This window comes from Arthrobacter sp. AB6 (genome assembly GCF_031844545.1).
Classification (GTDB): domain Bacteria; phylum Actinomycetota; class Actinomycetes; order Actinomycetales; family Micrococcaceae; genus Arthrobacter.
Window position 1 is genome coordinate 140,834 of the sequence record NZ_JAUZVL010000005.1, and the last position, 23,406, is coordinate 164,239.

Consider the following 23,406-nt stretch of genomic DNA (forward strand, 5'->3'; position numbering starts at 1 on the left):
CTCCCGGAGGGCTTGCGTGCAGCCAAGTTACGCTTTTGTGTGAACGCAAGGAGGAAAATTGCTTCCTGAACACCATGTCCTGGCCGCCGCCGGAGGCCGTGGCCGCGGGGCCGGCGGCCGTGGTGCCGTGGCCGCGAGCTCCCGTGGCTGAACTCCATGAACTGTCCGCGGTGGCGCTCCGGAACCAGCTGCGGCAGGGAAAGGTGTCAGCGGCGGAGGTGGCAGCCCATTTCCTGCAGCGGATAGACCGGCAGAACGTCCCGCTGGGTGCTTTCATCACGGTGACGGCGGACCAGGCGATGGAGCGGGCGCACTCCGCCGACTCCCGGCGGGCCCGGACTCCGGCCGGGGAGTTGCCCCTGCTGCACGGCATGCCTGTGGCTTATAAGGACCTGACCGACGTGGAAGGCGTGCCAACCACGCATGGCAGCGCGGCACTGGACCACAAGCCGGCCCTTTGCGACGCACCACTGGTGGCCCTGCTCAGGAAAGCGGGGGCTGTTTCGCTGGGCAAGACCCAGGTGCCCGAGTTCGGGCTGACTGCCTACAGCGAAAACCGGATCGCGCCGCCGTCGCGCAATCCCCATGCCCTGAGCCGGAGCTCGGGGGGATCCTCCGGCGGAAGCGCTGCTGCTGTGGCTGCCGGGCTGCTTCCTTTCGCTCCAGGGACAGACGGCGGCGGATCTGTCCGGATTCCCGCTGCTGCCTGCGGGCTGGTGGGCCTCAAGCCCGGCCGCGGCCTGGTCCCGGCCGGGGAAAGCCTGGGGGATCCCGCCCGGCTGGTGGTGGCCGGACCTATCGCACGGACCTCAGCCGATGCGGCGCTTATGATGGACGCCCTGGTGCCCGCTGGGCCCCCCTCCGCAATGTCCACGCCCGCTGCCCACAGGCGTGGCATGCCCGGGATTGTTCCCGACAATGACGGCGGCTACCTCACCGCGGTGAAGCAAGAACCCCCGAAGCTCCGAATCGGGATTACGCTGGACAGCCCGTGGTCGGGGACGTTTCCTTTCAGCCCCGAGCAGGAAGCGCTGGATGCCCTCAATGCGGGCATCAGCCTGCTTGAACATGCCGGGCATGCCCTCGGTGAGGCTTCCATCCGCTATGACAACCGCTACCCGGATGCCTTCACGACGGCATGGACTGCGGCAGTGGGAACGGCCAGGATCAGCCCGCACCGTGAGGCGCTGCTGGCTCCCCTGACCCGCACCTTCCGGCGCCGGGCACAGCAGCGCAGCCCGGCGAAAGGCGCTGAGTCCCTGGCCTTCCTGCGGCAGTTCCAGCACGATACGGTGGCGCAGTACGCGCGGTGGGACCTGATGCTGACGCCTGCGCTCGCGCAGACACCGCGTCCGGTGGGCTGGTTCACCGGCATGCACGGCGGCGACCGGTGGCCTGCAGCCCCCTGGCCGGGAGACGCCGACGGCGACTACCGCAAGCAGTGCGAATACGCGCCATGGTCCTCGATGGTCAATGTCTGTGGCCTGCCGGCCATCACCCTTCCTGTCCACTGGACCGGAGGAGCGCCCGGCCAGGGATTGCCGATGGGCATCCAACTGGTGGGGCCGGCTGGTTCAGAGGCCCTCCTGCTGCAGGTGGCCAATCAGTTGGGATACTAAGGGCCTTCTGGAGGGCTTGTTGGCCAGGATCTAACACCCGCTTAATGCTCCCGTAACCGGGTGGGGCCAGACTGGCAGGGTCCGCGCAGCTTTCGCTTCCCCTATCTGGCTATCACTCAACGAGGAGTTGCCGACCATGAACGCTGAACACTCCCGCGCCGCTGCCAACGAAACACTCCACGAAGCGAACCCGGCCAGGCCGGACCTGAACAACGCCAATATCAGGGAAGACCTGGCCGAGAGGGGCCGCTGCGGCATGGTCCACCTGCCCACTGGACGGACCTGCCTCCTTCCCTTCCGGCACCATGGCCCGTGCGAGTTCCACCGCCCGCAGGAAGCCGAGGACGTAATCACGGGCGAATAACCATCCTTCCGGCACGACCGCACGTGATGCCGCAACGAGGGCTCTGCGCAAAAGGTGTCGACTCTCCGCGGAAACGGGAGGACGATTAAAGGGCAGTCACTGTGAGGAGGTCTGTGATGTGCTATTCATCCAGCAAGGACTTCGGGTGGGGCGATAGGAAGGAAACCCGCCGCCGGCCTGAAGCCAAGCAGGACACCCCGGAAACCCCGGCAGAAATGCCGGAGAAGACAGTCAAGGCGCAGGACCTCACGTTCTGGGCTTTCCCGGCCTGGTGGAAGACACCAAAGCCCGGCACCACCTCTGCCCAACGGCGTAGGGAGAGGGTCTGACGCCGGCGCGCAAAGTCCGTTGGCAAAATCAACGGAAGGGTCTTCGCTGAAGGCCCTTCCGCTCTGTCCGGAGGCGGCTTTCAGGCGCCGTGTCCGTGCGCGGGCTTCAGGTGAGCTGACGACGGCGGAGCGCGAGCCTGGGCGCCGGGACTTAGCGGCCTTGGCGTTGTGCGTGCCGAAGCCAGCCCGCTAAGGTGGCATTGTAAGCATGCTTAGCATTTTGGAAGGGGACGCGAATGAGTACTGGACAGTACACGCCGGGGAATGAGGGGCCGCCGGAGCCGAGCAGTAAAAGTATGACGCCGGCGGACCGGACCCGTACTTCGGCTGTGCCGGATGTGCGGCCGGCCAGCGACTCGCCCGCCACCCCCGGTCCGACAACTACTCCCGGCCCGACACCACAGACCCCGGATCAGCCCCGGGTGACGCGCGCAGGGGTGGTGTGGGCTGCCGTGGTGGCAGCCCTGGTGATCCTGATCCTGCTGATCATCTTCATCCTGCAGAACCAGGAGCAGGTGGTGGTCCGCTACTTGGGGCTGGAAGGAATGGTCCCCCTGGGCATGGCCCTGTTCATCGCCAGCGTGACCGGCGGCGTCCTCGTTGCAATGGCGGGCGGCGCCCGCATCCTCCAGCTGCGCAGGAACGCCCACCGCGCCAGGGTCCAACAGCGCAGGTAGCGCGCGAAGGGGCAGGTCACCCCGCGCCCAGGCTCCGGTACTTCGCGGACCGAGCGGCAACGAGGCCTGCCGTGGGAAGGCCAGCGAGTGAGCCCAGCTCATACTCGATGGCCTTTGCCATGCGCTGGCAGAATTCGCGCGGCTCCAGGGAGGCGTCGTCCCGCTCATCCACAATGTGGTCCACCAGGCCCTTGGCGTACAGCGATGCGACGTTGACGCCCTGCGCCTGGGCCATTGCGGGGGCATGCGCAGTTGTGCGGTGCACGATGGCGCTGGCACCCTCGGGAGGCAACGGCGAGAGCCAGCTGTGATGCGCCGCAATGGTCCGGTCCGCCGGCAGCAGCGCCAGCGCCCCTCCCCCGGCGCCCTGGCCAAGCAGCACGGAGACCGACGGAGCGGCCAGGCCAATCAGTTCGTGTAGCGAGCGCGCAATCTCACCCGCCAGCCCGCCTTCCTCCGCATCCTGCGAGAGGGCCGCACCCGCCGTGTCGATGACCGTGAGCAGCGGCAGCCGCAGCTCCTCGGCGAGCTTCATGCCGCGGCGCGCCTCCCGCAGGGATCCGGGCCCCATGCCGGCAGCGTCCTTGCGGAGCGGCCGGGCGTGGCCCAGGACGATGCAGGACTGGCCGCCGAAGCGGGCCAGGGCCAGCAGCAGCCCCGGGTCCTTCTCCCCCTGGCCCGTTCCGTTCAGGGGCAAGGCGTCCGCCGCCCCGTATTTCAGGAGCTGCCGCAGGTCAGGACGCCGGGGACGCCGGGAGATGCCGATCGATGTCCACGCGTCCACGGGAGCGGGCCGGACACCGATCGTTGCGGGCTTCGCAGGAACGCCGGCCCGCTTCGCGCACAGAATGTCCAAGGCCCTGGCCACCAGGTCGGCGAGGTGGGCCGGCTCCACCACGCCGTCGATCAGTCCCTTGCTGAACAGGTTCTCCGCTGTCTGCACGTTCTCCGGGAAGGCTTCGCCGTGCAGGGCCTCGTAAACCCGGGGGCCGAGGAATCCCAGGAGGGCGCCGGGCTCTGCCACGTTGATGTGACCGAGGGATCCCCACGAGGCCATGACGCCGCCGGTGGTGGGGTGCCGCAGGTACACCAGGTAGGGAAGGCCGGCCTGGCGGTGCGCCCGCACAGCCCCGGTGATTTTCACCATGGACAAGAAGGCCAGCGTCCCTTCCTGCATCCGGGTGCCCCCGGACGCAGGGCCGGCCAGCAGCGGCAGCCCCTCAGCCGTGGCCCGCTCGACGGCGGCCACGATCCGCTGGGCCGCCGCGTGTCCGATCGATCCCGCCAGGAAGGAAAACTCACTGACGATCACCGCCACCCGGCGCCCCCGGATGAGCCCGGCGCCCGTGATCACGGACTCGTCCGTGCCGCTCCGTTCCCTTGCTTTGGCGAGGTCGCGGAAGTACTCCCCGGTCAGCGGCGGCTCCTGTACCGGCGTATCCCAGGAGACGAAGGAGCCCTGGTCCACCACGTTGTCCAGCAGTTCGGCGGCGCGTAGGTGCCGCACCTTTTCCGTCGTCGCCATGCTATTTCGCCCCGGCGGCTACGGCACCCAGGCCCAGCCACTCGCGGATGGCCTGCCCGTCCTCGTCCAGCAAGGGCGGCGCGTCGTGTTCGGTGACAGTGGTTTCCGCAGCGTCACCGGCGGCGAAGAACCTCAGCGGCGGCCCGGGCAGGCTGACCTTGCCGAGCAGCGGGTGGTCGACGTCCACTAGCAGGCCCTGGGACGCAACCTGCTCCCACGCGTACACCTCGTCAAGCGAGCGCACCTTGCCTGCCGGGATCCCGGCGTCGTCCAGCTTCTGCAGAAGCTCCACTGCCCCGTAGCCGGCAAAGACGCGTTCGACGGCGGCAATCACGCCGGCGCGGTTCCGCACCCTTTCGGCGTTGCTGGCAAAGCCGGGCGCCGCCGGATCCAGGCCGAAGGCCGCGGCAAATGAGGACCACAGTTTTTCGCTGCCGACGCTGATCTGCACGATGCCGTCCCCGCAGGCAAAGAGGCCGTAGGGGGCGATGGACGGATGGTGGTTGCCCTGCGCCTGCGGAACTTCCCCTGCCACGGTGGTGCGGGTGCCTTGGAAGGCGTGCACCCCGATCAGTGATGCCAGCAGCGAAGTCCGCACCACCTGGCCGCGGCCGGTCCCGTCCCGCTCAACCAGCGCAGCGAGCACTCCGAATGCCCCGTTCATGCCGGCGAGGAGGTCCGCGATGGGGACGCCGACGCGCTGGGGATCGTTCGGTCCGGAGCCCGTCAGGGACATCAGCCCCGCTTCGCCCTGGAGGATCTGGTCATAGCCGCTGCGCCGCGATTCCGGCCCGTCATGGCCGAAGCCGGTGATGGAGAGGACCACCAGGCGCGGGTTGAGTTCGTGCATGGCAACCGTGGAGAAGCCCAACCTGTCCATCACGCCGGGACGGAAGTTCTCGATCACCACGTCGGCGCGTTCCAGTAGCCCCCTCAGCACCGACTGGCCATCTCCGCTCTTCAGGTCCAGGCTGATGGATTCCTTGTTGCGGTTGCAGGCCATGAAGTAGGTGGATTGGGGGTCCTCGGCGGGGCCCACGAAAGGCGGGCCCCATCCGCGGGTGTCGTCCCCGGTGCCGGGGTTCTCCACTTTGATGACGCGGGCGCCCAGGTCGGCCAGCATCATGCCGGCATGCGGTCCGGCCAGGGCCCGGCTCAGGTCCACCACGAGGTGGCCCGACAAGGGTCCTTGCGTACTGTCGGTTCTGCTCATGCGCTGGTTCCTTCTCTGAATGGCTGCGGGAATGCAGGTGCGGCGGTTACGTGGCTAGAGCCATCCGGGGACCACCAGGGCGAGCCAGGCAAGGACTGGCCCGGCGACGATCACGATGCCGCTGTAGCCCAGGATCTGCTTGTAGAACCGGTCCTTGTCGACGCTCTCCGGAGCATTGGCCAGGACCAGCGCACCGTTGGTGGAGAAGGGTGAGACGTCCACGATGGTGGAGGCAACCGCCAGGGCGCAGATCACGCCGACCGCTCCGATTTCGCCGGTGGACAGGAACGGCACCGCGAGCGGGATGAGGGCCGCGAGGATGGCAGTGGACGAAGCGAAGGCGGAGACCACGGCACCGATGAAGCAAATGAGCAGGGCTGCCAGCAGCGGCATGCCCAGGCCGGCCACGCCGTTGGAGACGAACTCGATGGTTCCGGCTTCCTCCAGCACTCCGACGAAGGTCAGCATGCCGCAGATCAGCAGCACGGTGGACCAGCTGATCTTGTTGATGGCGCCCTTCTGGGCAGCGGGCGAGACGAGTGCCACCACGATGGCAATGGTGATGGAGACAAATCCGACGTCCATCTTGAAGCCGAGGGCGATGACGGCCAGGGCGATGAGGCCGGCGATGGTCACCAGCTGCGGGACGCGCTCTGAGCGCTCCTTGGTGGCTGCCACGCCGTCGCCTGCCGGATCCCGGGGGCCGTACATGCCCGAGCCGAAGCCCTTGAAGGGGACGTCGCCGGCCTTGGCCCCGACGCTGACCGCCATCCGCGCTTCGGCAGCCTGCTCCACGAAGTGGCCCACCTTGGAGGACAGCAATGCGCGGCCGCCAAGGACCACAAAGAGCACCAGTGCGATGACCAGGTTGAAAAGGAGGCTGGACAGGAACAAAGCGGTGGGGCTGAAGTCCAGGTCGGTTTTGGCGAGGATGCCGTTCACCGTGACGCCATACACGGCGATGGGGGAGAACCCGCCTGCCTGCGCTCCGTGGATCACCATCATGCCCATCAGCAGGGGATTGATCTTGTACTTCCCGGCGAAGCTGAGGGCGATCGGGGCGATGATTGCGACGGCGGCCGGAGACAGCGCGCCGACGGCCGTGATGACGGCGGTGATGGCGAACATGACCCAGGGAATCAGGGCTACGCGGTTACCCACCAGCCGCACGGCGCCCCGCACCAGGAGGTCGATGGTGCCGTTGTTCTGGGCGATGGCGAAGAGGTACGTGACGCCGACGATGGTCAGGAACAGGCCGCCGGGGAAGTTGGCCAGGATGTCGCTGGTGGACATTCCCAGCACAACGGTACCCAGCAGGAAGGCGCCCACGAACGCAAGGGCGCCCATGTTCAGGGGCAGGACGGTGGCGAGCAGGAACATCGCCGCAAGAATGATGATGGACAGAACAGGAGCGGACATCGTTGGTCCTCCGTTGGAATGAAAAGTGTGATGTGAGTTACTGGCTCACTGGACTAGCCTCTTAGACAGTGAGTCTATCTGTCAATAGCCGGGCCCTGTATTCTGGAGGAACCGACGACGTAGCGAGGGCTTTGTGGAGAAGGCATCACGGCTGGGACTGGAGCGAGTTACACGCCCCCGGCTTTATGAACAGCTGGTGGAGCAGATCCTGACGTACATCGAATCTGCCCAACTGAAGCCCGGGGACCTGCTGCCCGCGGAACGTGACCTTGCCGAGCGCCTTGGCGTTTCCCGCGCCACGCTCGCCCAGGCCCTCGTGGCCCTCGAGGTGCTCGGGGTCATTGACGTGCAGCACGGGACCGGAGCCGTCCTGGCCCGCCGGCCGAGCATTGCCTCGGTGATCAAGGGCTTGCGTGAGCACCGCAGCAGGCTGCCGGAGATCGTGGAGGCGCGCAGCACCCTAGAAGTGAAGCTTGCCGCCCTCGCCGCTGCCAGGCGTACAGATGAAGACCTGGCTGCCATCGACGAGGCCCTTGAGGTCATGGCGAAGGAGATCAGCGACGGCGACCGCGGAACCCGCGGCGATGAGCTCTTTCATGAGGCCATTACGGCGGCAGCGCATTCCCCGGTGCTGGCGCAGCTCATGGCCTTCATCGCCGAAATGATTCTGGAGACCAGGATGGAATCCCTCGGCCAGCCGGGCCGGCCGGAGCAGTCCCTCGCCTCCCACCGCAAGATCGCCGATGCCGTCAGCGCGCAGGACGCCGAAGGAGCCGCCGAAGCCATGCTTGCCCACATCGAGCTGGTCTCGGACGTGGAGTTGCTCCGCTGACGCGAGGGTAACGGGCGCGTATTGACCCCGCCAGGCGGCGGTTTTAAACTCTGGACATCGCATGCCGCTTTCGGCGTAAATTCGCCGGCAGTTCCTCATCACAGGCGCCTGACGCCTTCCATATCTTCCTTATCCCCAAGGGCATAGTCCCTTAAGCGGAAGAGCACCAACGATGTCCACAGTCCATGAGAACACTAGGGAACTGGCGATACAGCAGGCACTGCACGAGTTGCGCGGAAAGCTGTCCGGATCCTTGATCGAGCCCCGTGACCCCCTGTACGAGGAAGCCCGGCGGGTATGGAACGGCATGGTCGATCTCCGGCCACGAGCCGTCGTCCGGGCCGGGGCCCTGCCGGATATTGACGCCGTTCTGGACGCCGTGCGGCGCACGGGGTTGGCGTTGGCCGTCCGCGGCGGCGGCCACAATGTTGCGGGGCACGGCACTGTTGACGGCGGACTGGTCCTGGATCTGGGCCAGCTCAAGCGCGTCCAGGTCTACGCCGGCAGCAAGCTGGTGACCGTTGAACCCGGAGCCACCCTTGCCGACGTCGACCGCGAAACTGCCGTCCACAATCTTGCCGTCCCGCTGGGAGTGATTAGCGGAACAGGCGTGGCAGGACTAACGCTCGGCGGGGGCGTGGGCTGGCTGACGCGGTCAAGCGGCCTGAGCCTGGACAACCTGGAATGCGTGGACATCGTCACCGCCACCGGAGAACACCTGCACGCCGCCGCCCACGAGAACCCGGAGCTGTTCTGGGGCCTGCGGCGGCGGCGGAAACTTTGGCGTGGTGACGTCCTTTACCTTCCATGCCCGCGCGCTGCCGCCGGCCCCGCTGGGCGGGAACCTGTTCTACCGGCGGGAACACTGGCGCGCGGCCCTGCTTGCCTTTGCCGATTGGACCCGTGGCCTGCCCGATGAAATGAACCCGATCGTCTCGTTCCTGATCTTCCCTGCGGAATTCGGAATGGGCAGTGACCCGTGGATGATCATCGGGTTTGCGTGGGTCGCGGAGGACCACGAGGCCGGGCTCACCCTTGTCGACCGGCTCCGGGCCGGCGCTCCGCCCGACGAAGAGGAAGTTGGCCCCACCTCCTGGCTGGACTGGCAAAGCGCCATGGACAGCGTCTTTCCCAAAGGCTCGCGCGGTTACTGGAAGAACGTCTCCTTTTCCCGCCTCGATGAGGAGTCGGTGGATGTCCTGCTTGGTTTCGCCTCCGAGCTTGCGTGGGAAGGCACCGGCATTGATGTCCACCACATGGAAGGGGCGTTCGGACGGGTACCTGACCATGCAACGGCGTTCCCGAACCGGTCTGCCCGGTATTGGCTGAATGTCTATGGGTTCTGGCGCGATCCTTCCGAGGACGAGCGGCTGACCGCATTCGCCCGCAAAGCCTACGGGCTCATGCAGCCCTTCGCCGAGCACGGGGAGTACGTCAATTTCCTGGGCGCGGAAATCGGGCTGAAGGAGCCGGACGCTGCCCGGGCGGCGTACGGCCCGGAGAAGTTCCAGCGCCTCGTTGCCCTCAAGGACCGGTACGACCCCCACAACATCTTCCGCCTTAACCACAACATCCCGCCGACACAGGCTCCGCGAGGCTGAACGCAGGGCTTAACACACAACTTAAACGCACGACGGCGGTCCGGGCGCCGGAGCGCCGGACCGTCTCAGCGGCTGGCTGAGGCGGGTTAGCCTGTCCAGGACGTGGGTTCAGTACGTGTAGCCCGAACCGCTGGTGGTGCTGGCTATGGTGAGCCCGATGATGGCCAGAAGCCAGAGCGCGCCGTAGCCCAGCAAACACAGGTAGCCCAGGACCAGGCCGGCGATGGACATGCCCCTGCCCGCCGGTTCCCGCTTCAGCGCCATGTGTCCGGTGATGATCGCGGCGACCTGCGGCAGCAGGATCCAGCCCATGATGACCGACGCGATGCCACACACCATGCTGGCAATGCTCAGTGTTTTCGGCTCTGCCTGCATGCCGTAGTACGCCGGCTGGCCATAAGGGCCGGCTGGCTGACCGTAGGGGCCCGGCTGCTGGCCATAGGGGCCGGCTGGCTGACCGTACGGAGTGCGGTACTGGCCCGGCTCGCCGAAGGCGTTCTGCCCGGAACCGCCCTGCCCGTAGCCGCCCTGCCCATACTGCGGCTGCGACGTTGTGCCGCTGCCTGAGGGCGCGGCGAAACGGGGCGGCTCAAAGCCCGGCGGCGCGGGGGACTCGGCCTGCCCGGATTCGGGACGCTGGCTGGGCTGGTCGGACATGGTTCTTCCCCCTTGGATTTTGTTCCAGCCTACCCCCGGCGGGTCGGGGCATCTATTGTCCCCAGTAGGGCAGAACGTACACCGCAAAAATCACAAAAGCGGCAAGAAGGGCAAGCCGTCCTGCGCCCGCGGCACCATGCTGGCGCGCCGCCGAGCCGGCACCGTACCGAGCCGAATTGCGCCGAACCCGGTTGTGCCTCCGGACCGGGCTAAGCCCCGCGGGCGCGGTCAAGGAGGGGTCCCCGGAGACCACCGGACCGGATGGGGAGTCCATCCTTCGGACAACGCCTGCAGGACCTGCCGGGACGCTTTCTGCGGTTCCGCCGGGCGGGACCGGGGGTCCGGGCCGCACGCTCCGCAGCGCCGTGATGCCGGGTTCCTGTTCGTGGGTCAGCTCCTGGCCGAGATGCTTGTACAGACCCGCCACGGCCTGCTGGTCCAGGACCGGGGGCAGGGCTTCTATTGCACCCACGATGCGTCCGGTACCGGCCACTGCAACATCCGAATTCGTCACGCCAAGGAGGTCCGGCTGGGCAGCCATGCAGATCAACGGACGCACCAGCCTCCGGTGCATCGGCGCAACCACGGACGTCACGGCTGCGCACTGGGCCAGGGCCCCCTCCACCGCCTGGGTCCGGGCGTAGCGCCCCTGCCACAGCACTCCCGAGGCAACACGGACCTCCCCTGTCCAGTTCTTGGAATTCACCACAACCACGCCGCCGGGCCCCACCAGGACATGGTCCAGGCTTGCCTTCGGGCGGCCGGGCCAGTGGACGTCATTCAGCAGATACCAGCCCCGCGGCACCAGCTCGCCCAGCTTCTCGGCCACTGCCGTCGCGCCCTCGGCGCCTGCGTCCCATGGCTTCGTGGAGCGCTCGGCTTCGTCGAGCCGGCGCTTGAGCCTGGCCACCCTTTCCGCGGCCAGCCTGGACTGCTCGGCTGCCCCGTCTCCTGCCCCCATGGCGTCCCTGCTTCCCTGCTGGAAGGACGACGGCGGCCGCCCGCCGTCGTGCCTTGCTTACGTACGTTTTGCCGGATTTTTCGAAGGTAACAGGGCGCGCAGGCGGCGGTATATAAGTACTTTTCGGGGCAGTACTCAGTTTGACTACTCGTTTGATGACGTCATTTCGTCACAGGCCGGACACACGGCCCGCATTCCGGCCGGGTCGTTTTGACTACAGCTCCTGTCTGGCATGCTGGTGCCATGGCTAGCCGCGCGGGCACACTTGCCCAACCCCAGGACCTTGTTGACATCACTGCGCTCCTCGACGCGTATTACGACATCACCCCGGATCTGGCTGATCCGGGCCAGCGCGTTGTGTTCGGCACGTCCGGGCACCGGGGATCCAGCCTCAAGGCGTCCTTCAACGAGAAGCACATTGTTGCCATCACCCAGGCGATCGTGGAATACCGGGCCGGGCAGGGCATCACCGGCCCCCTGTTCCTGGCCAAGGACACGCACGCCCTGAGTGAACCTGCACAGAACTCTGCGCTTGAGGTGCTGGCAGCCAACGGCGTCCAGGTCCTCGTGGACGCCCGGCACGGCTACACCCCCACCCCGGCACTGAGCCACGCGATCCTCACCTACAACCGGAACGCGGGCGCCGGCGCCCCGCAGGCTGACGGCATCGTGGTGACGCCCAGCCACAATCCGCCCGCAGACGGCGGCTTCAAGTACAACCCTCCGCACGGCGGCCCCGCGGACTCCGACGCCACCGGATGGATTGCCAACCGTGCCAACGAGCTGCTCGAGAACGACCTGCGCGGGGTGAAGCGGATTCCGGTCGCCGATGCCCTGGCCGCTGACACCACCGGCAAGTTCGACTTCCTCAGCAGCTACGTTGACGACCTCCCGTCCGTGCTCAACCTGGATGCCATCCGCGAGGCCGGAGTCAAGATCGGCGCTGACCCCATGGGCGGGGCCTCCGTTGACTACTGGGGCGAGATCGGCGAGCGCCACCAGCTGAACCTCACCGTCGTAAACCCCACGGTGGACCCGCAGTGGGCGTTCATGACCCTGGACTGGGACGAAAAGATCCGGATGGACTGCTCCTCGCCGTCCGCGATGGCGTCGCTGATCAAGCGGATGGCTGCCGGTGCGGACGGGACGGCAGCCTACGACGTCGCCACCGGCAACGATGCGGACGCGGACCGGCACGGCATCGTCACTCCTTTTGTCGATGGAGTGGGCGGGCTGATGAACCCGAACCACTACCTCGCCGTCGCCATCGACTACCTGTACCGGAACCGCAGCGGCTGGAACCCGGCATCGGTGGTCGGCAAGACCCTTGTCTCGTCCTCCATCATCGACCGCGTGGCAGAAAGCCTGGGCCGGAAGCTCGTTGAGGTTCCGGTGGGCTTCAAGTGGTTCGTGCCCGGCCTCCTGTCCGGCGAAGGCGCGTTCGGCGGCGAGGAATCCGCCGGCGCCTCCTTCAACAAGAAGGACGGCAGCGTCTGGACCACGGACAAGGACGGCATCCTGCTGGCCCTGCTCGCCTCGGAGATCACCGCCGTCACGGGCAAGTCGCCCTCCCAGCTGTACAAGGGCCTGACGGACCAGTTCGGCGCGCCCGTCTACGCCCGCATTGACGCAGCAGCCACGCGGGAGCAGAAGTCGGCACTCGGCAAGCTGTCGTCGTCGGACGTGACCGCCACGTCCCTGGCCGGGGAACCCATCCTGGCCAAGCTGACCGAGGCCCCCGGCAATGGCGCGCCCATTGGCGGGCTGAAGGTGGTCACGGAGAACGCCTGGTTTGCCGCCCGCCCCTCGGGCACCGAGGACGTCTACAAGATCTACGCCGAGTCCTTCAAGGGCGAGGAACACCTCAAGCAGGTCCAGGCGGAAGCCAAGGCCTTGGTGGACAGCGTTATCTCCTAGGCGGCTCGTCCGTTTCCGGCAGGGTCCACAGGCGCAGGATGCGCCGGACGGTGCGGTCACCGTCCGGCGCCATGTCCACCAGTGCAATACGGTTGAGCACTACGGCGTCGCCCGGGTTCAGCCGCTTGCCGCCGTGGTGCGAGACATGGGGCCGGTAGCCTGCCATCGTGTGGGCCGGCGTCAGGATTGTGCCCCCCAGGCGGCCCGCTGCAGCCACCAGCTGCTCGTGCAGGAATTGCAGCTCCGGCTGGGGTTTGATGAGGTTCACGGGCACGGAGCCGTTCCGGCCGAAGCCTGCATCCTCACCCACGGTCAGTCCGGCGCCCAGGGCGTCCATCGCCGGGCCTTCTGCAAGGCCGGCGACGCGCTCGGCTACGTCAGCACTGTCCGGGCCTCCGGCGTCGAACCTCACCAGGGTAATGTGCAGCGGCCATTCGCTGCGGGGGAAGACCAGCCCGTCCGCCACCGGCTCGACGAAGGCCACCAGGACGAGGTTCCGCATCGGCATAGCCCCAGTCTGCCACCACCCCCTGCCGACGCTCTCTCACTTAACGCGGCTTAACCGCCAACGCTCTCTCACTTAACGCGGCTTAACCGCTAACGCTCTCTCACTTAACGCGGCTTAACCGCCAACGCTCTCTCAGGGGTGAGAGAGCGTTAGCCAAAAAGGTGCATTAAGTGAGAGAGCGTCCCGGGGGTTGGGGGTTGGGGGTTAGACGGTGCGGACGACGTCCTCGTAGGCGAACTTGGGCTTGGCTTCGCCCCACGCGTCCTCGGCAGGCTGGCCGATGTTGACCACCAGGAAGCTCTTCTGGTCCCCGGCCGGGAAGAACGCTGCGTCGATCGCGCCAAAGTCGGCGCCCGTCATGGGTCCGGCGGCGAACCCGAGGGAGCGGACAGCCAGGATGAAGTAGCCGGCCTGCAGGTGGGCGTTGTTGTTGCCCGTGGCGGCGGCGAGTTCCGGGTTGGCGTCATACATGGCCTTGGGGGCGTTGTAGCCGGGGAGGAAGGCGTCCCATTGCCCCGCCCAGTCGGTGTCGTAGCTGAGGATTGCCACCAGCGGGGCGGAAGCCGTCTTGGCGCGGTTGCCCGGCATAAGGGCCTCCACCAGCTTGGCGCGGGCCTCATCAGAACGGACGTAGGTCACGCGCAGCGGCTGGGAGTTGAAAGCGGTGGGGCCGAACTTGGTCAGCTCGTAGATTGCCTGCGCCTGCTCCTCGGTCACCTCTCCGGTGAAGGAGTTGGCGGTGCGGGCCTGGGCGAAAATGGCGTCGACAGCGGCCGAATCGATAACCGCTTCTTCGTGGGCAATGGTCATGGGCTTACCTTTCGCTGCGCCTCCCCGCTTACCGGGGCGGCCTTGTTGCCTTCCATACTTGCAACTTCAACCAGCCCCTCCCTCTTCCCGTGACGGCAGGTGACGTCCACCACAGCAGGCCGCAAGGCGACGCTGGCGGTATCCTTGTCCCAGTTAATCTCCGCCCTCCGCGGCACCCTCCGAAAGCCCCCGAAAGGCCTCCGCCCATGAGCATGCTCGGAATCAAATGGAAGCTGCACGGCACCGGAAAGTCGATTAAGCCCGGCCACGTGGTGGCCCCGGATGAGCGGCTGGCCTGGCCGCTCACCGTCGGCGTAGGCATGCAGCATGTGGTGGCCATGTTCGGCGCCACGTTCCTGGTGCCCATCATCACAGGCATGCCGCCTGCCACCACCCTGTTTTTCTCCGGCATCGGCACGCTGCTTTTCCTGGTGATCACCAAGGGCCGGGTTCCCAGCTACCTGGGCTCAAGCTTCGCCTTCATCGCGCCCATCATGGCGTCCCAGCAGCAGTTCGGCGTCCCCGGGGCTCTGGGCGGCGTGGTGCTGGCCGGGGCCGCCCTGGCCCTGGTGGGCGCCATTGTGCAGAAGTTCGGCGCAGGCTGGATCAACCGGCTGATGCCGCCCATCGTCACGGGCGCAATCGTGGCGCTGATCGGCCTCAACCTTGCCCCCGCTGCGAAGAACAACTTTGACGCCGCGCCCGTCACCGCCGTCGTCACGCTGGCCACCATCATCCTGGTCAGCGTCCTGTTCCGCGGAATCCTCGGCCGCCTGAGCATCCTGGTAGGCGTAGTAGTGGGCTACCTCGTGGCCATGCTGCGCGGCGAGGTGAGCTACGACAAGATGGACGCCGCAGCGTGGATCGGCCTCCCGCAGTTCCAGACCCCTGAGTTCCATGTGGGCGTCCTGGGCCTCTTCGTGCCGGTGGTGCTGGTGCTCGTGGCGGAGAACATCGGCCACGTGAAGTCGGTGGCCGCCATGACGGGGCAGGACCTCGACGACGTGTCCGGCCGCGCGCTGATGGCCGACGGCGCCGCCACCGTCCTGGCAGGCTTCGGCGGCGGCTCCGGCACCACCACCTACGCCGAGAACATCGGCGTCATGGCCGCCACCAAGGTGTATTCGACGGCGGCCTACTGGGTTGCAGGCATCTTCGCCATCCTGCTGAGCTTCTCGCCGAAATTCGGCGAACTGATTGCCACCGTCCCGCCGGGCGTCCTGGGCGGAGCGGCCACCATGCTCTACGGGATGATCGGCATCCTGGGTGTGAAGATCTGGGTCCAGAACAAGGTCAATTTCTCCAACCCGGTCAACCTGACCACCGCCGCCGTGGCCCTGATCATCGGCATCGCGGATTACACCTGGACCATCGGTGACCTCAAGTTCACGGGCATCGCCCTGGGCTCGGCAGCAGCCCTGGTGATCTACCACGGCATGAAGGCCATAGCGAAGGCCAGGGGTACGGTGGCCGAGCCCGAGACGGAACAGGCCGGCCTGCCGCCCGCCGTGAAGGCAGCCGTCAACGCCGCCGCCAAGCGGACGCCCAAGAAGCGCTAGGCCTTCTTCACGGAAGGGGCCCGGCCTTCAGGGACAGGAGCTCGGCGGGCAGGCCTGCCGGATGGCCGGCAGGGAAACGCCCGTGCCCGAACACCGGTCCTGGCTGGGGCCGTTTGGGAGCCAACGGGACCGCCGCTGGGTGCCTGACCTGGCGGATCGCCCAGGGAACAAGGTATTCACGTGCCCAGGCCAGGTCCTCGGCCCGGGCTTCCTTCCAGCTGCGGGGCGGGAGCGCCTTGGGCCGCAACGGTTCAAGGCTGTGGGGAACGGCCAGGGCCTCCAGCACCCCTATGGCTATGGTGTGGTGGCCCAGCGGAGAGAAATGCAGGCGGTCAGGATCCCACATGCCTGGTTTCGTGAGGTCGCGCAGGCACCACAGGTCCACCATGACGGCGTTGTGCCGGGCGGCCACTATGTGCAGGTTCTCGTTGAAGATGGCCACCTTGCCGCGTATCTGGCCGAAGACCGGGGTGGCGCCCCAATCGGGACCGGCGAAAAGGACCACGGTGGCCCCGGAGCGGGCGAGTTGCTCCACCCCGGCGTCGATCTTCTCGGCCAGCTTGTCCGGGTCGCTGCGGCGGAACACAATGTCGTTTCCACCTGCGGAGAGCGTCACCAGGTCAGGTTTCGCGGCCAATGCCGGGCCCACCTGCTGCTCCAGGATCTCCCGCAGCCGCTGGCCCCGGATCGCGAGGTTGGCGTAGGCAAAACCCGGCTGGCCAACGCTGAGTTCCTCGGCCACGCGGTCGGCCCAGCCCCGCAGCCCGCCCTGGTTCTCCGGCTCGGGATCCCCCACCCCCTCGGTGAACGAGTCGCCGAGCGCCACAAAGCGGTGCCAGGGATGCTGTACGGCTCCCGACGCCGGCTCCTCGTGCTTCTGCGCGGTCATGCCGTCCTCCCTTCCGCGGGATGAGGTGTGTCCTCACCCCGTCCGGCCTGCCGGCCATGGGGTGCTTCCGCCTGCTGGTCCAGCTCGGCAGGAGGCAGCAGGCGGAAGTCCGCTACGCCGTCGGGCGTTCCCTGCCTCAGCCCCGTGGGCTCCCTGCCGGAATCCCCGGCCCTGGGGCTCTCCCGGGCGGAGCCGGGTGCAACAACGCTAAGGGCGGCATCGCGCAGGTCAAGTTCATGGTGCAGGGCCTGTGTCTGCAGGAATCGAAGGGCCCCCTCGCGGCTTAGCCCGTACTCATCCATGAGGCTGCGCACCGCCAGGTCCACCAGGACCAGGGAACTTTGCACGACGGCGATCCCCGCCGTCGCCTCGGCGCGCTCGGCCACCCGCACCACTACGCGCAGCGCCCGCGCCACCTGCCGGGCGTAGTTCCTGCTGCGGAGGAGGTCGTCACTTGTGAACGTGTGGGGAAAGGCCGCGTACAGGTTGATGGCGGCGCTTGTTGCGCCCTCGGACGCGATGGGCATGGCGAGGAGCGACTGCACCCCGTGGCCGGCGGCCGCATTCGAGTACCCTGGCCAGCGCCGGTCCCGGCTGACATCGGACAACAGCACGAACTCCCCGCTGCGGATGGCCTCCATGACCGGACCGTCGGCGAATGAGCACTGTTCCAGGTCAGCCTCGCGCGCCTTTTCCGTTCCTGCGGCGACGGTGCGGGCCTGGCCCAGGCGGAAAAGGGTTGCTGCCCAGCTGATGCCGCGCTGTTCACCCTTGATGTCCGCCATGAAGTCACGGGTGACGTCCCAGAGGTAGGTTTCGACGTCCTTACTGTCAAATACCTGTTCCGGGGGTACTGGAAAGGGTCCCCAGCCGAGCTGTCCTGTGGGTTCAGCGGCCATGATCCACGCCTTGGTTGAAGCGCTCCGGCCTACTGCAAAACCTGTCTTCTAAGAATACTCCCCCGCCCGGTTGAAAGGGGGTGCATGCGTAGTCAGCCTGCCTGCTCCTCCCCCAGCACGACGTCGTACGCCTCCACCTGCCTCTCGGTCACCGTGGTGGGCGACTCCAGATGGACAGCCCCGGAGGGCAGGATGCCGGCACCTCCAAACCGCTCCAACGCTCCGGGTTCCAGCCACACGTCGTCGTCAAGGAAGAGGCACTTTTCGGCAGTGGAGTGATCCAGCAGGAACTGGCGGTGTTCCGCCAGGCCACGGCACGGCAGGTGGCGGAGGAGGGTGAGGGACCGGCCCTGAGCCTGGAGTACGCGCACCATGGCTGCAGCGGCAGGATGCTCCCAGACCGGGCTGCCGGTTGATTGGTCACTGATGACGACGGCGAACGCGGGCTCGGCCTGCGCGGCAAGGCCCGCAAGGGTTACGGCAAGTTCCGCCGGACGGTTGCATGTGGGCAGCAGGACGTCCACTTCCACGCCAGCCTGCCCGTCAACGCGCCGTGCCCACTGTTCTGATGATCTCCTGCTCACAGCCCACCTCCTGGCCTGCACCCGGCATGAATTGGCGATTGGGGTCCGCTCTGTCCTGTACCCACATCATGCGGATCTATGCCCGGCACGCGGGAGGCCTCCGCCCTGCGGTTCCCGGGGAACCACGGGGCGGAGGCCTCCATTCAAACGAACTTTCCCAAGGCTCCGGGCAGCCGCCGCGGACGGCCTCGGAACGTGCTATCCGGCGCTGAACTCCTCGCCGTCGTCGTCTTTCGGCGACTTTTCCCGGGGCAGGTCATTGCCGCTGCCGTCCGGAATTCCGGCAGCTTCCTGCCCCGGTTCGGACGAGACCGGAGCGGACCCCTGGGAGTCATCGTTGGACTCGTCGATCTCAGCGGCGCTGGAGGGAAGGTCCATGTCGTGGGGTACCGGATCCCCGCCGGCATCCGCCTGGGGCTCGTTGGTTTCGGCGTCGCCTGAAGCGGCCTCGGCCCCGCCCATTTCCTGCTCGGCCGTGGGCGTGCCGTAGCCGCCCGGGTCCGTTTCGGGCTGCGCGTGCTGGTTTTCCTGCGTCATGGTTTCCTCCTGTTGTCTGTTCGGATGAAGTGGTCTGATGAAGCTGGCTGACTGGTTCACCTAGGCTGTGGGGCCCTAGCCTAGAGCCCCTTGCCCCCGGTTACCGGCAGGACTGCCCCCGAAATGTAGGAGCCGTCCTCGGAGGCCAGCAGTACATACGCCGCGGCAAGCTCGGCCGGTTGGCCGGCCCGCTCCAACGGGGTGTCCTGGCCGAATTTCGGGAGCTTCTCCGGCCACTCCGTTGCCGGGATCAAGGGGGTCCAGATGGGGCCGGGAGCCACGGCGTTAACGCGGATGCCCTTGGGACCAAGTTCCTGCGCGAGCGCCTTGGTGAACGCCACCTGCGCGGCCTTGGTCATGGCGTAGTCAATGAGGCCCGGCGACGGGTTGAAGGCCTGGATCGATGCCGTGGTGATGATGGACGCCCCCGGCTTGAGGTGCGGTACGGCTGCCCGCGCGGTCCAGAGGAGCGAGTACAGGTTGGTCTTGAAGACGCGGTCGAACTCCTCGGTGGGCAGGGATTCCAGGCTCTCGCGGTTCTTCTGGTAGGCCGCATTGAGCACCACCACGTCCAGCCGCCCGAACCCGGACACGGTCTCCTCTGCAATGCGCGTACTGAATTCCTCTTCCCGGCCGTCTCCGGCAAACAGGAGGACTTGCTGCCCGGCTTTGCGGATCCAGTCCGCGGTGTCCTGCGCGTCTTCCTCCTCTTCGGGCAGGTAGGAGATGGCCACATCAGCGCCTTCACGGGCAAAGGCGATGGCCGCGGCCTTGCCGATTCCGGAATCACCGCCCGTGATGAGGGCCGCCTTGCCCTGGAGCTTCCCGTGTCCCTCGTAGCTCAGTTCGCCGTGGTCAGGCTTGGGTTCCATCGGCGCCGTGAGGCCGGGCTGCTTCTGTTCCTGCTCCGGGAACGGGCCTGAGTGGTAGCCGCCGCGGGGATCCTTTGGCTGGTCTGTCTGCTTGCCTGTGTCGCTCATAGTCCGCCTGCTTACTGTGTCGGTTTTCGAAGAGCCCCGCTATGCACCGGTCCTTCGAAGCTATCCCGGCCGGAGGAGCAAAGTCCACCGTTCGGTGCGAATATAATCAGTAAACTTACCAAATGCCGGGACGGGTGCAACGCCGGCCTTGTTTCTGGATACGGGAAGAGTAGAAAGAGAACAAGGAGGCTAGCAGGGGAAGGAGAGGCAATGTCCGGGGTGGAGGATTACACAGGCCCATCGGGCCGGAACGAGACCCGCGAGGAACAACTGGACCGCAACTGGGCAGAACTGCTGCAGGAGTTGCGGGTGTTGCAGATGGGCGTGCAGATCCTTGCCGCCTTCCTGCTGACACTCCCCTTCCAGCAGCGGTTTGCGGATCTCGACGATTTCCAGGTCACCCTTTACCTGGGCAACGTGGTGATCGCGGCGCTGACCACAGCACTCATTCTCCTGCCGGTGAGCGTGCACCGCCGGCTGTTCCGGAAGCGGCTCAAGGAGACGCTCGTGTCCAGCGGGGATTCGATCGCCAAGATCACCCTTGCCGGAATCGCGCTCCTGAGCGCAGGTACGGCTGCGCTGGTCTTCGATGTGGCCGCCGGCCGCTCGGCCGGCCTTACAGCCGGCGGGGCGTTGATGGCAGTAATGGTGGTCCTGCTGGTCTACATCCCCATCCACCTGAACAGGCGCGCCACCGAAGACACGGCGCCTCATGGCTTGAAGGAAGGCTGACAATGAGCACCAAATGGATGAGGGAACACGGGCTGTTGCTGGCGAATGCCGGCCTCTTCCTCGTCTTCTTCAGCGGCATGATCCTGACTGGGGCGGCGAACTACAGCCAGGAGCAGCAGGCGCACGGGGAAGCCGCAGTCTCAGTATTCGAATTCCTGGCTACGGGCGAATTCGTCGAGGCCACCTTTGAGAACTGGGAATCGGAGTTCCTGCAAATGGCCATGTACGTGGTCCTGACTGTTTTCCTGTTCCAGAAGGGCTCTTCCGAATCCAAGCCCGTGGGCAAGGATTCGCCCCAGGATGAGGACCCGCGCCAGGCGGCCATCAAGAAGGCCACCCCCTGGCCGGTGAAGCGCGGCGGCGCAGTCCTCAAGATTTATGAGCACTCGCTGTCCATCCTCCTGTTCCTGCTGTTCCTGGCCTCGTTCACCGCGCACGCCCTGGGCGGCACCGCGGCCTACAACGAGGAACAGCAAAGCCATGGGGAGGCCGGCATCAGCGTGCTTCAATACGTAGGCACCAGCCGTTTTTGGTTTGAGTCCTTCCAGAACTGGCAGAGCGAGTTTCTGGCCGTCGCCGTCCTGGTGGGCGCATCCGTCTACCTGCGGGAAAAGGGATCACCCGAGTCTAAACCCGTTGCCGAGCCGCATTACGAGACCGGCACCTAAGCCAGGCAGCACCGAAAGGAACCCGCCGGCGAACCATCATGGGAACCGCCCCTGCTGGTTGCGCCGGCACCGCACAACACCATCGTTTCGCCCTTAGGCGCCTTCGAGTACCTGGCTGGTTGCCCAGGCCAGGTACTTGGCGGCGTTTCCGATCGCGTCCTGCGGGCTGGGCGCCACGTCCAGCAGCTGCGCGGCAGCCACCACACCGTGTTCGGCGAGTTCTTCAGGCGTGACCAGGATCCTGCCGGCCACTATGATCACGGGAATCCCGCGCTCCCGGGCTGCATCCGCGAGCGCAATGGGTGCTTTTCCGGTCAGGGACTGCGAGTCCATGGATCCTTCGCCGGTGATGACCAGGTCCGCCTCACGTAGCTGTCCGGCCAGCCCGGTGAGCCCGGCAACCAGCGAGAAGCCGCCTTCGAGCGCGGCGTCGGTGAAGGCAAGGAACGACGCCGGGAAGCCGCCGGCGGCGCCCGCCCCGGGGACGTTAACGTCCCGGCCCGTGGCTTCGCGCAGGACGGAGGCCCAGTTGCGGAGGCCGGCGTCGAGGAGTTCCGCGGTGTCCGCGTCCGCGCCTTTCTGCGGTGAGAAGACGTGCGCGGCCCCTTCGGGGCCATAAAGGGGGTTGCGCACGTCGACGGCGATGCGGAAGGTTGTGGCGGCAAGCCGGGGGTCCAGCCCGCTCGTGTCCAGCGCGGCGACGTCCGCGAGTGAACCGCCGCCCAGGGGCACCACGTTCCCTGCGGAGTCCAGCGGCTTCAGGCCCAGGGCACGCAATGCCCCGCTGCCGCCATCGGTCATGGCCGAGCCGCCGAGGCCCAGCACGATCTCGTTGGCACCGGCATCCAGGGCTGCCGCGATGAGCTGCCCGCACCCGTAGCTGTGAGCCCGGAGGGCATTGGCCGGGGTGGGATCCATCTCCGCAAGGCCGGAGGCCTTGGCCGTTTCAATGACGGCGGTGACCCTGCCGTCGTCGGCCTTGCTGATGGCCCACGCGGCGCCGATTGGCGCAAGGATGGGGCCCACGACGGCGTTGAGGCGCTCTTCATAGCCCGCCGCCACCGCCGCCTCCAAGGTTCCCTCGCCCCCGTCGGCAATGGGGAACTGCGTGGCGACGGCCTCCGGGTAGACCCGCAAAGCACCTTCGGCGATGGCAGCCGCCGCCTCGGCCGCGGTCAGGGAACCCTTGAACTTATCCGGAGCAATAAGAATGCGCATGCGTTCCATCATGCCAGCAGGCAACAGGAAAGGGCTTGCCAGGCCCGAAATACGGACCGCAGCCCGGCCAGCACTCCGGCCTAGCCCTCGCGCCACTCGTGGCTGGTGATGTGCGAGCCGGCCTGCGGCCCCATCTGCAGCATTCCGCCGTCGACCGCCCACGATGCCCCGTTGACGTAGCTGGACCCGGCAGATGCGAGGAAGGCGATGACGGCGGCAATTTCCCGGGCGTCACCGGGCCTGCCCAGGGGCACGCCGGGCCGGTCCTTGGCGGTGGGGTCCTCGTTTTCCTGCCCTGTCATGGGAGTGGCGATCTCGCCAGGCGCCACGCTGTTGGCCGTGATGCCGTGTTCGGCAAGCTCGAGCGCCAGCGTCTTCATCAGGCCGCCCAGGCCGTGCTTGGACGCGTCATAGGCGGACGAACCTACCCGCGGCTGGAATTCATGCACGCTGGTGACGGCAATCAGGCGTCCGCCCTTGCCGGCCTGCACCATTCGGCGGGCGGCGGCCTGCAGGCAAACAAAAGCCCCGTTGAGGTTGGTGTCCAGTGTTCGCAGCCACGTGCCGACGTCAAGGTCCAGGAATTTGGTGCCGTCGCCGGTCCCGGCATTATTGACGAAGACGTCCACACCGCCCAGCTCGTCCGCCAGTTCGTCGATGACAGCCCCGGCATCGCGAAGCTCAGTTGTGTCCAGCCGGCGCACCACCGCCCTGCGCCCCAGCCGGCGCACTTCCTCTGCAGTGTCCTCGGCGCCGGCTTCGTCTGAGTGCCAGGTGACACCCACGTCCATGCCCGCCCTGGCAAGGGCGACGGCGGTGGCCTTGCCAATGCCGGAGTCCGAGCCGGTAACGATGGCGGTGCTTGGGGCAAATCCTGCGGTGTCCTGCATGGTGGCAGCCTTTCGTTG

At 66.9% G+C, this 23,406-nt stretch carries 25 protein-coding genes; 11 read left to right on the plus strand and 14 right to left on the minus strand.

Annotated features, from left to right (window positions below):
- Positions 1 to 143 precede the first annotated feature (143 nt).
- From Q9R30_RS05920 to Q9R30_RS05935, 4 genes are all read left to right on the plus strand, one after another.
- Complete coding sequence (locus Q9R30_RS05920) at positions 144 to 1,619, plus strand: amidase (protein WP_311217096.1); 1,476 nt, start codon at positions 144 to 146, stop codon at positions 1,617 to 1,619.
- Between the two features lie 136 nt (positions 1,620 to 1,755).
- Positions 1,756 to 1,983, plus strand: coding sequence for a hypothetical protein (locus tag Q9R30_RS05925; protein ID WP_104996429.1), 228 nt, complete (start codon positions 1,756 to 1,758; stop codon positions 1,981 to 1,983).
- Between the two features lie 116 nt (positions 1,984 to 2,099).
- Positions 2,100 to 2,312, plus strand: coding sequence for a hypothetical protein (locus tag Q9R30_RS05930; protein ID WP_311217037.1), 213 nt, complete (start codon positions 2,100 to 2,102; stop codon positions 2,310 to 2,312).
- A gap of 236 nt (positions 2,313 to 2,548) precedes the next feature.
- A complete protein-coding gene (locus tag Q9R30_RS05935) occupies positions 2,549 to 2,989 on the plus strand; it encodes a lipopolysaccharide assembly protein LapA domain-containing protein (protein ID WP_311217038.1) in 441 nt (146 codons plus the stop codon).
- A 16-nt stretch (positions 2,990 to 3,005) separates the two neighbouring features.
- Here Q9R30_RS05935 and Q9R30_RS05940 read toward each other — a convergent pair whose 3' ends face one another.
- From Q9R30_RS05940 to Q9R30_RS05950, 3 genes are read right to left on the minus strand one after another with little or no spacing between them, the layout of a single operon-like run.
- On the minus strand, positions 3,006 to 4,514 hold the full coding sequence (locus tag Q9R30_RS05940; RefSeq protein ID WP_311217039.1) for a carboxyl transferase domain-containing protein: 1,509 nt from the start codon (positions 4,512 to 4,514) through the stop codon (positions 3,006 to 3,008).
- A gap of 1 nt (position 4,515) precedes the next feature.
- Positions 4,516 to 5,727 carry a CoA transferase gene (locus Q9R30_RS05945; RefSeq protein ID WP_311217040.1) on the minus strand — a complete coding sequence of 404 codons (1,212 nt, stop codon included), beginning with the start codon at positions 5,725 to 5,727 and terminating at the stop codon, positions 4,516 to 4,518.
- A gap of 54 nt (positions 5,728 to 5,781) precedes the next feature.
- Entirely contained in the window at positions 5,782 to 7,146 is a 1,365-nt protein-coding gene (locus tag Q9R30_RS05950; RefSeq protein ID WP_311217041.1) for an SLC13 family permease, read from the minus strand.
- Between the two features lie 133 nt (positions 7,147 to 7,279).
- On the opposite strand from Q9R30_RS05950, the gene Q9R30_RS05955 reads away from it, so the two are divergent.
- The 3 genes from Q9R30_RS05955 (at position 7,280) to Q9R30_RS05965 (ending at position 9,579) form a co-directional block, all read left to right on the plus strand.
- Positions 7,280 to 7,978: a FadR/GntR family transcriptional regulator gene (locus Q9R30_RS05955; RefSeq protein WP_104996423.1), complete on the plus strand. Its 699-nt coding sequence runs from the start codon at positions 7,280 to 7,282 to the stop codon at positions 7,976 to 7,978.
- A gap of 172 nt (positions 7,979 to 8,150) precedes the next feature.
- A complete protein-coding gene (locus tag Q9R30_RS05960) occupies positions 8,151 to 8,897 on the plus strand; it encodes an FAD-dependent oxidoreductase (protein WP_311217042.1) in 747 nt (248 codons plus the stop codon).
- Between the two features lie 484 nt (positions 8,898 to 9,381).
- Positions 9,382 to 9,579 carry a BBE domain-containing protein gene (locus Q9R30_RS05965; protein WP_311217097.1) on the plus strand — a complete coding sequence of 66 codons (198 nt, stop codon included), beginning with the start codon at positions 9,382 to 9,384 and terminating at the stop codon, positions 9,577 to 9,579.
- A 108-nt stretch (positions 9,580 to 9,687) separates the two neighbouring features.
- Here the strand turns inward: Q9R30_RS05965 and Q9R30_RS05970 are convergent, their stop codons facing one another.
- Positions 9,688 to 10,236, minus strand: a complete 549-nt coding sequence (locus tag Q9R30_RS05970) for a DUF4190 domain-containing protein (RefSeq protein ID WP_311217043.1) — start codon at positions 10,234 to 10,236, stop codon at positions 9,688 to 9,690.
- Between the two features lie 52 nt (positions 10,237 to 10,288).
- A complete protein-coding gene (locus Q9R30_RS05975; RefSeq protein ID WP_311217044.1) occupies positions 10,289 to 11,197 on the minus strand; it encodes an NERD domain-containing protein in 909 nt (302 codons plus the stop codon).
- Between the two features lie 243 nt (positions 11,198 to 11,440).
- Here Q9R30_RS05975 and pgm point away from each other — a divergent pair, with 243 nt between their 5' ends.
- Positions 11,441 to 13,114, plus strand: coding sequence for a phosphoglucomutase (alpha-D-glucose-1,6-bisphosphate-dependent) (gene pgm / locus Q9R30_RS05980; protein WP_311217045.1), 1,674 nt, complete (start codon positions 11,441 to 11,443; stop codon positions 13,112 to 13,114).
- On the opposite strand, the gene Q9R30_RS05985 is transcribed toward pgm, so the two are convergent.
- Together Q9R30_RS05985 and Q9R30_RS05990 are read right to left on the minus strand one after the other, a co-directional pair.
- The gene (locus Q9R30_RS05985; RefSeq protein ID WP_199775382.1) at positions 13,104 to 13,616 is read right to left on the minus strand and encodes a 2'-5' RNA ligase family protein; all 513 of its coding nucleotides are present in this window, start codon (positions 13,614 to 13,616) and stop codon (positions 13,104 to 13,106) included. The genes pgm and Q9R30_RS05985 overlap by 11 nt on opposite strands.
- A gap of 210 nt (positions 13,617 to 13,826) precedes the next feature.
- Complete coding sequence (locus tag Q9R30_RS05990) at positions 13,827 to 14,432, minus strand: malonic semialdehyde reductase (protein ID WP_104996417.1); 606 nt, start codon at positions 14,430 to 14,432, stop codon at positions 13,827 to 13,829.
- A gap of 206 nt (positions 14,433 to 14,638) precedes the next feature.
- Here Q9R30_RS05990 and Q9R30_RS05995 point away from each other — a divergent pair, with 206 nt between their 5' ends.
- Positions 14,639 to 15,991: a solute carrier family 23 protein gene (locus tag Q9R30_RS05995; protein WP_311217046.1), complete on the plus strand. Its 1,353-nt coding sequence runs from the start codon at positions 14,639 to 14,641 to the stop codon at positions 15,989 to 15,991.
- A gap of 7 nt (positions 15,992 to 15,998) precedes the next feature.
- On the opposite strand, the gene Q9R30_RS06000 is transcribed toward Q9R30_RS05995, so the two are convergent.
- The 5 genes from Q9R30_RS06000 to Q9R30_RS06020 all read right to left on the minus strand — a co-directional run bounded on the left by Q9R30_RS06000 (position 15,999) and on the right by Q9R30_RS06020 (position 19,880).
- Positions 15,999 to 16,880 (minus strand): SGNH/GDSL hydrolase family protein, encoded by an 882-nt coding sequence (locus Q9R30_RS06000; RefSeq protein ID WP_311217047.1) that lies wholly within the window; start codon positions 16,878 to 16,880, stop codon positions 15,999 to 16,001.
- Complete coding sequence (locus Q9R30_RS06005; RefSeq protein WP_104996414.1) at positions 16,877 to 17,779, minus strand: GAF and ANTAR domain-containing protein; 903 nt, start codon at positions 17,777 to 17,779, stop codon at positions 16,877 to 16,879. The genes Q9R30_RS06000 and Q9R30_RS06005 overlap by 4 nt, the downstream gene beginning before the upstream one ends.
- A gap of 92 nt (positions 17,780 to 17,871) precedes the next feature.
- Positions 17,872 to 18,363 (minus strand): glycosyltransferase family A protein, encoded by a 492-nt coding sequence (locus Q9R30_RS06010; RefSeq protein WP_311217048.1) that lies wholly within the window; start codon positions 18,361 to 18,363, stop codon positions 17,872 to 17,874.
- Positions 18,364 to 18,561: 198 nt separating this feature from the next.
- On the minus strand, positions 18,562 to 18,900 hold the full coding sequence (locus Q9R30_RS06015) for a hypothetical protein (protein WP_311217049.1): 339 nt from the start codon (positions 18,898 to 18,900) through the stop codon (positions 18,562 to 18,564).
- A gap of 80 nt (positions 18,901 to 18,980) precedes the next feature.
- Positions 18,981 to 19,880 (minus strand): SDR family oxidoreductase, encoded by a 900-nt coding sequence (locus Q9R30_RS06020; protein ID WP_311217050.1) that lies wholly within the window; start codon positions 19,878 to 19,880, stop codon positions 18,981 to 18,983.
- Positions 19,881 to 20,090: 210 nt separating this feature from the next.
- Between Q9R30_RS06020 and Q9R30_RS06025 the strand changes: the two genes are divergently transcribed.
- Both Q9R30_RS06025 and Q9R30_RS06030 read left to right on the plus strand, forming a co-directional pair.
- On the plus strand, positions 20,091 to 20,612 hold the full coding sequence (locus Q9R30_RS06025; RefSeq protein WP_104996410.1) for a DUF6328 family protein: 522 nt from the start codon (positions 20,091 to 20,093) through the stop codon (positions 20,610 to 20,612).
- A 2-nt stretch (positions 20,613 to 20,614) separates the two neighbouring features.
- Complete coding sequence (locus Q9R30_RS06030) at positions 20,615 to 21,280, plus strand: DUF6766 family protein (RefSeq protein WP_311217051.1); 666 nt, start codon at positions 20,615 to 20,617, stop codon at positions 21,278 to 21,280.
- 93 nt (positions 21,281 to 21,373) lie between these two features.
- Here the strand turns inward: Q9R30_RS06030 and Q9R30_RS06035 are convergent, their stop codons facing one another.
- Complete coding sequence (locus Q9R30_RS06035; protein ID WP_311217052.1) at positions 21,374 to 22,498, minus strand: glycerate kinase; 1,125 nt, start codon at positions 22,496 to 22,498, stop codon at positions 21,374 to 21,376.
- Positions 22,499 to 22,578: 80 nt separating this feature from the next.
- A complete protein-coding gene (locus Q9R30_RS06040; protein ID WP_311217053.1) occupies positions 22,579 to 23,388 on the minus strand; it encodes an SDR family oxidoreductase in 810 nt (269 codons plus the stop codon).
- Between the last annotated feature and the right edge of the window lie 18 nt (positions 23,389 to 23,406).

Bases quoted from the DNA above. Each gene is read 5' to 3' on its own strand.
- Q9R30_RS05990 (WP_104996417.1), bottom strand. From the start codon at position 14,432: ATGACCATTGCCCACGAAGAAGCGGTTATCGATTCGGCCGCTGTCGAC.
- Q9R30_RS06030 (WP_311217051.1), top strand. From the start codon at position 20,615: ATGAGCACCAAATGGATGAGGGAACACGGGCTGTTGCTGGCGAATGCC.
- Q9R30_RS06040 (WP_311217053.1), bottom strand. From the start codon at position 23,388: ATGCAGGACACCGCAGGATTTGCCCCAAGCACCGCCATCGTTACCGGC.
- Q9R30_RS06035 (WP_311217052.1), bottom strand. From the start codon at position 22,498: ATGCGCATTCTTATTGCTCCGGATAAGTTCAAGGGTTCCCTGACCGCG.
- Q9R30_RS05950 (WP_311217041.1), bottom strand. From the start codon at position 7,146: ATGTCCGCTCCTGTTCTGTCCATCATCATTCTTGCGGCGATGTTCCTG.
- Q9R30_RS05925 (WP_104996429.1), top strand. From the start codon at position 1,756: ATGAACGCTGAACACTCCCGCGCCGCTGCCAACGAAACACTCCACGAA.
- Q9R30_RS06000 (WP_311217047.1), bottom strand. From the start codon at position 16,880: ATGACCGCGCAGAAGCACGAGGAGCCGGCGTCGGGAGCCGTACAGCAT.
- Q9R30_RS05995 (WP_311217046.1), top strand. From the start codon at position 14,639: ATGAGCATGCTCGGAATCAAATGGAAGCTGCACGGCACCGGAAAGTCG.
- Q9R30_RS05965 (WP_311217097.1), top strand. From the start codon at position 9,382: ATGCAGCCCTTCGCCGAGCACGGGGAGTACGTCAATTTCCTGGGCGCG.
- Q9R30_RS05960 (WP_311217042.1), top strand. From the start codon at position 8,151: ATGTCCACAGTCCATGAGAACACTAGGGAACTGGCGATACAGCAGGCA.
- Q9R30_RS05930 (WP_311217037.1), top strand. From the start codon at position 2,100: ATGTGCTATTCATCCAGCAAGGACTTCGGGTGGGGCGATAGGAAGGAA.
- Q9R30_RS06015 (WP_311217049.1), bottom strand. From the start codon at position 18,900: ATGACGCAGGAAAACCAGCACGCGCAGCCCGAAACGGACCCGGGCGGC.
- Q9R30_RS06005 (WP_104996414.1), bottom strand. From the start codon at position 17,779: ATGGCCGCTGAACCCACAGGACAGCTCGGCTGGGGACCCTTTCCAGTA.
- Q9R30_RS05975 (WP_311217044.1), bottom strand. From the start codon at position 11,197: ATGGGGGCAGGAGACGGGGCAGCCGAGCAGTCCAGGCTGGCCGCGGAA.
- Q9R30_RS05985 (WP_199775382.1), bottom strand. From the start codon at position 13,616: ATGCGGAACCTCGTCCTGGTGGCCTTCGTCGAGCCGGTGGCGGACGGG.
- Q9R30_RS05935 (WP_311217038.1), top strand. From the start codon at position 2,549: ATGAGTACTGGACAGTACACGCCGGGGAATGAGGGGCCGCCGGAGCCG.
- pgm (WP_311217045.1), top strand. From the start codon at position 11,441: ATGGCTAGCCGCGCGGGCACACTTGCCCAACCCCAGGACCTTGTTGAC.
- Q9R30_RS05940 (WP_311217039.1), bottom strand. From the start codon at position 4,514: ATGGCGACGACGGAAAAGGTGCGGCACCTACGCGCCGCCGAACTGCTG.
- Q9R30_RS06025 (WP_104996410.1), top strand. From the start codon at position 20,091: ATGTCCGGGGTGGAGGATTACACAGGCCCATCGGGCCGGAACGAGACC.
- Q9R30_RS05970 (WP_311217043.1), bottom strand. From the start codon at position 10,236: ATGTCCGACCAGCCCAGCCAGCGTCCCGAATCCGGGCAGGCCGAGTCC.
- Q9R30_RS06020 (WP_311217050.1), bottom strand. From the start codon at position 19,880: ATGAGCGACACAGGCAAGCAGACAGACCAGCCAAAGGATCCCCGCGGC.
- Q9R30_RS05945 (WP_311217040.1), bottom strand. From the start codon at position 5,727: ATGAGCAGAACCGACAGTACGCAAGGACCCTTGTCGGGCCACCTCGTG.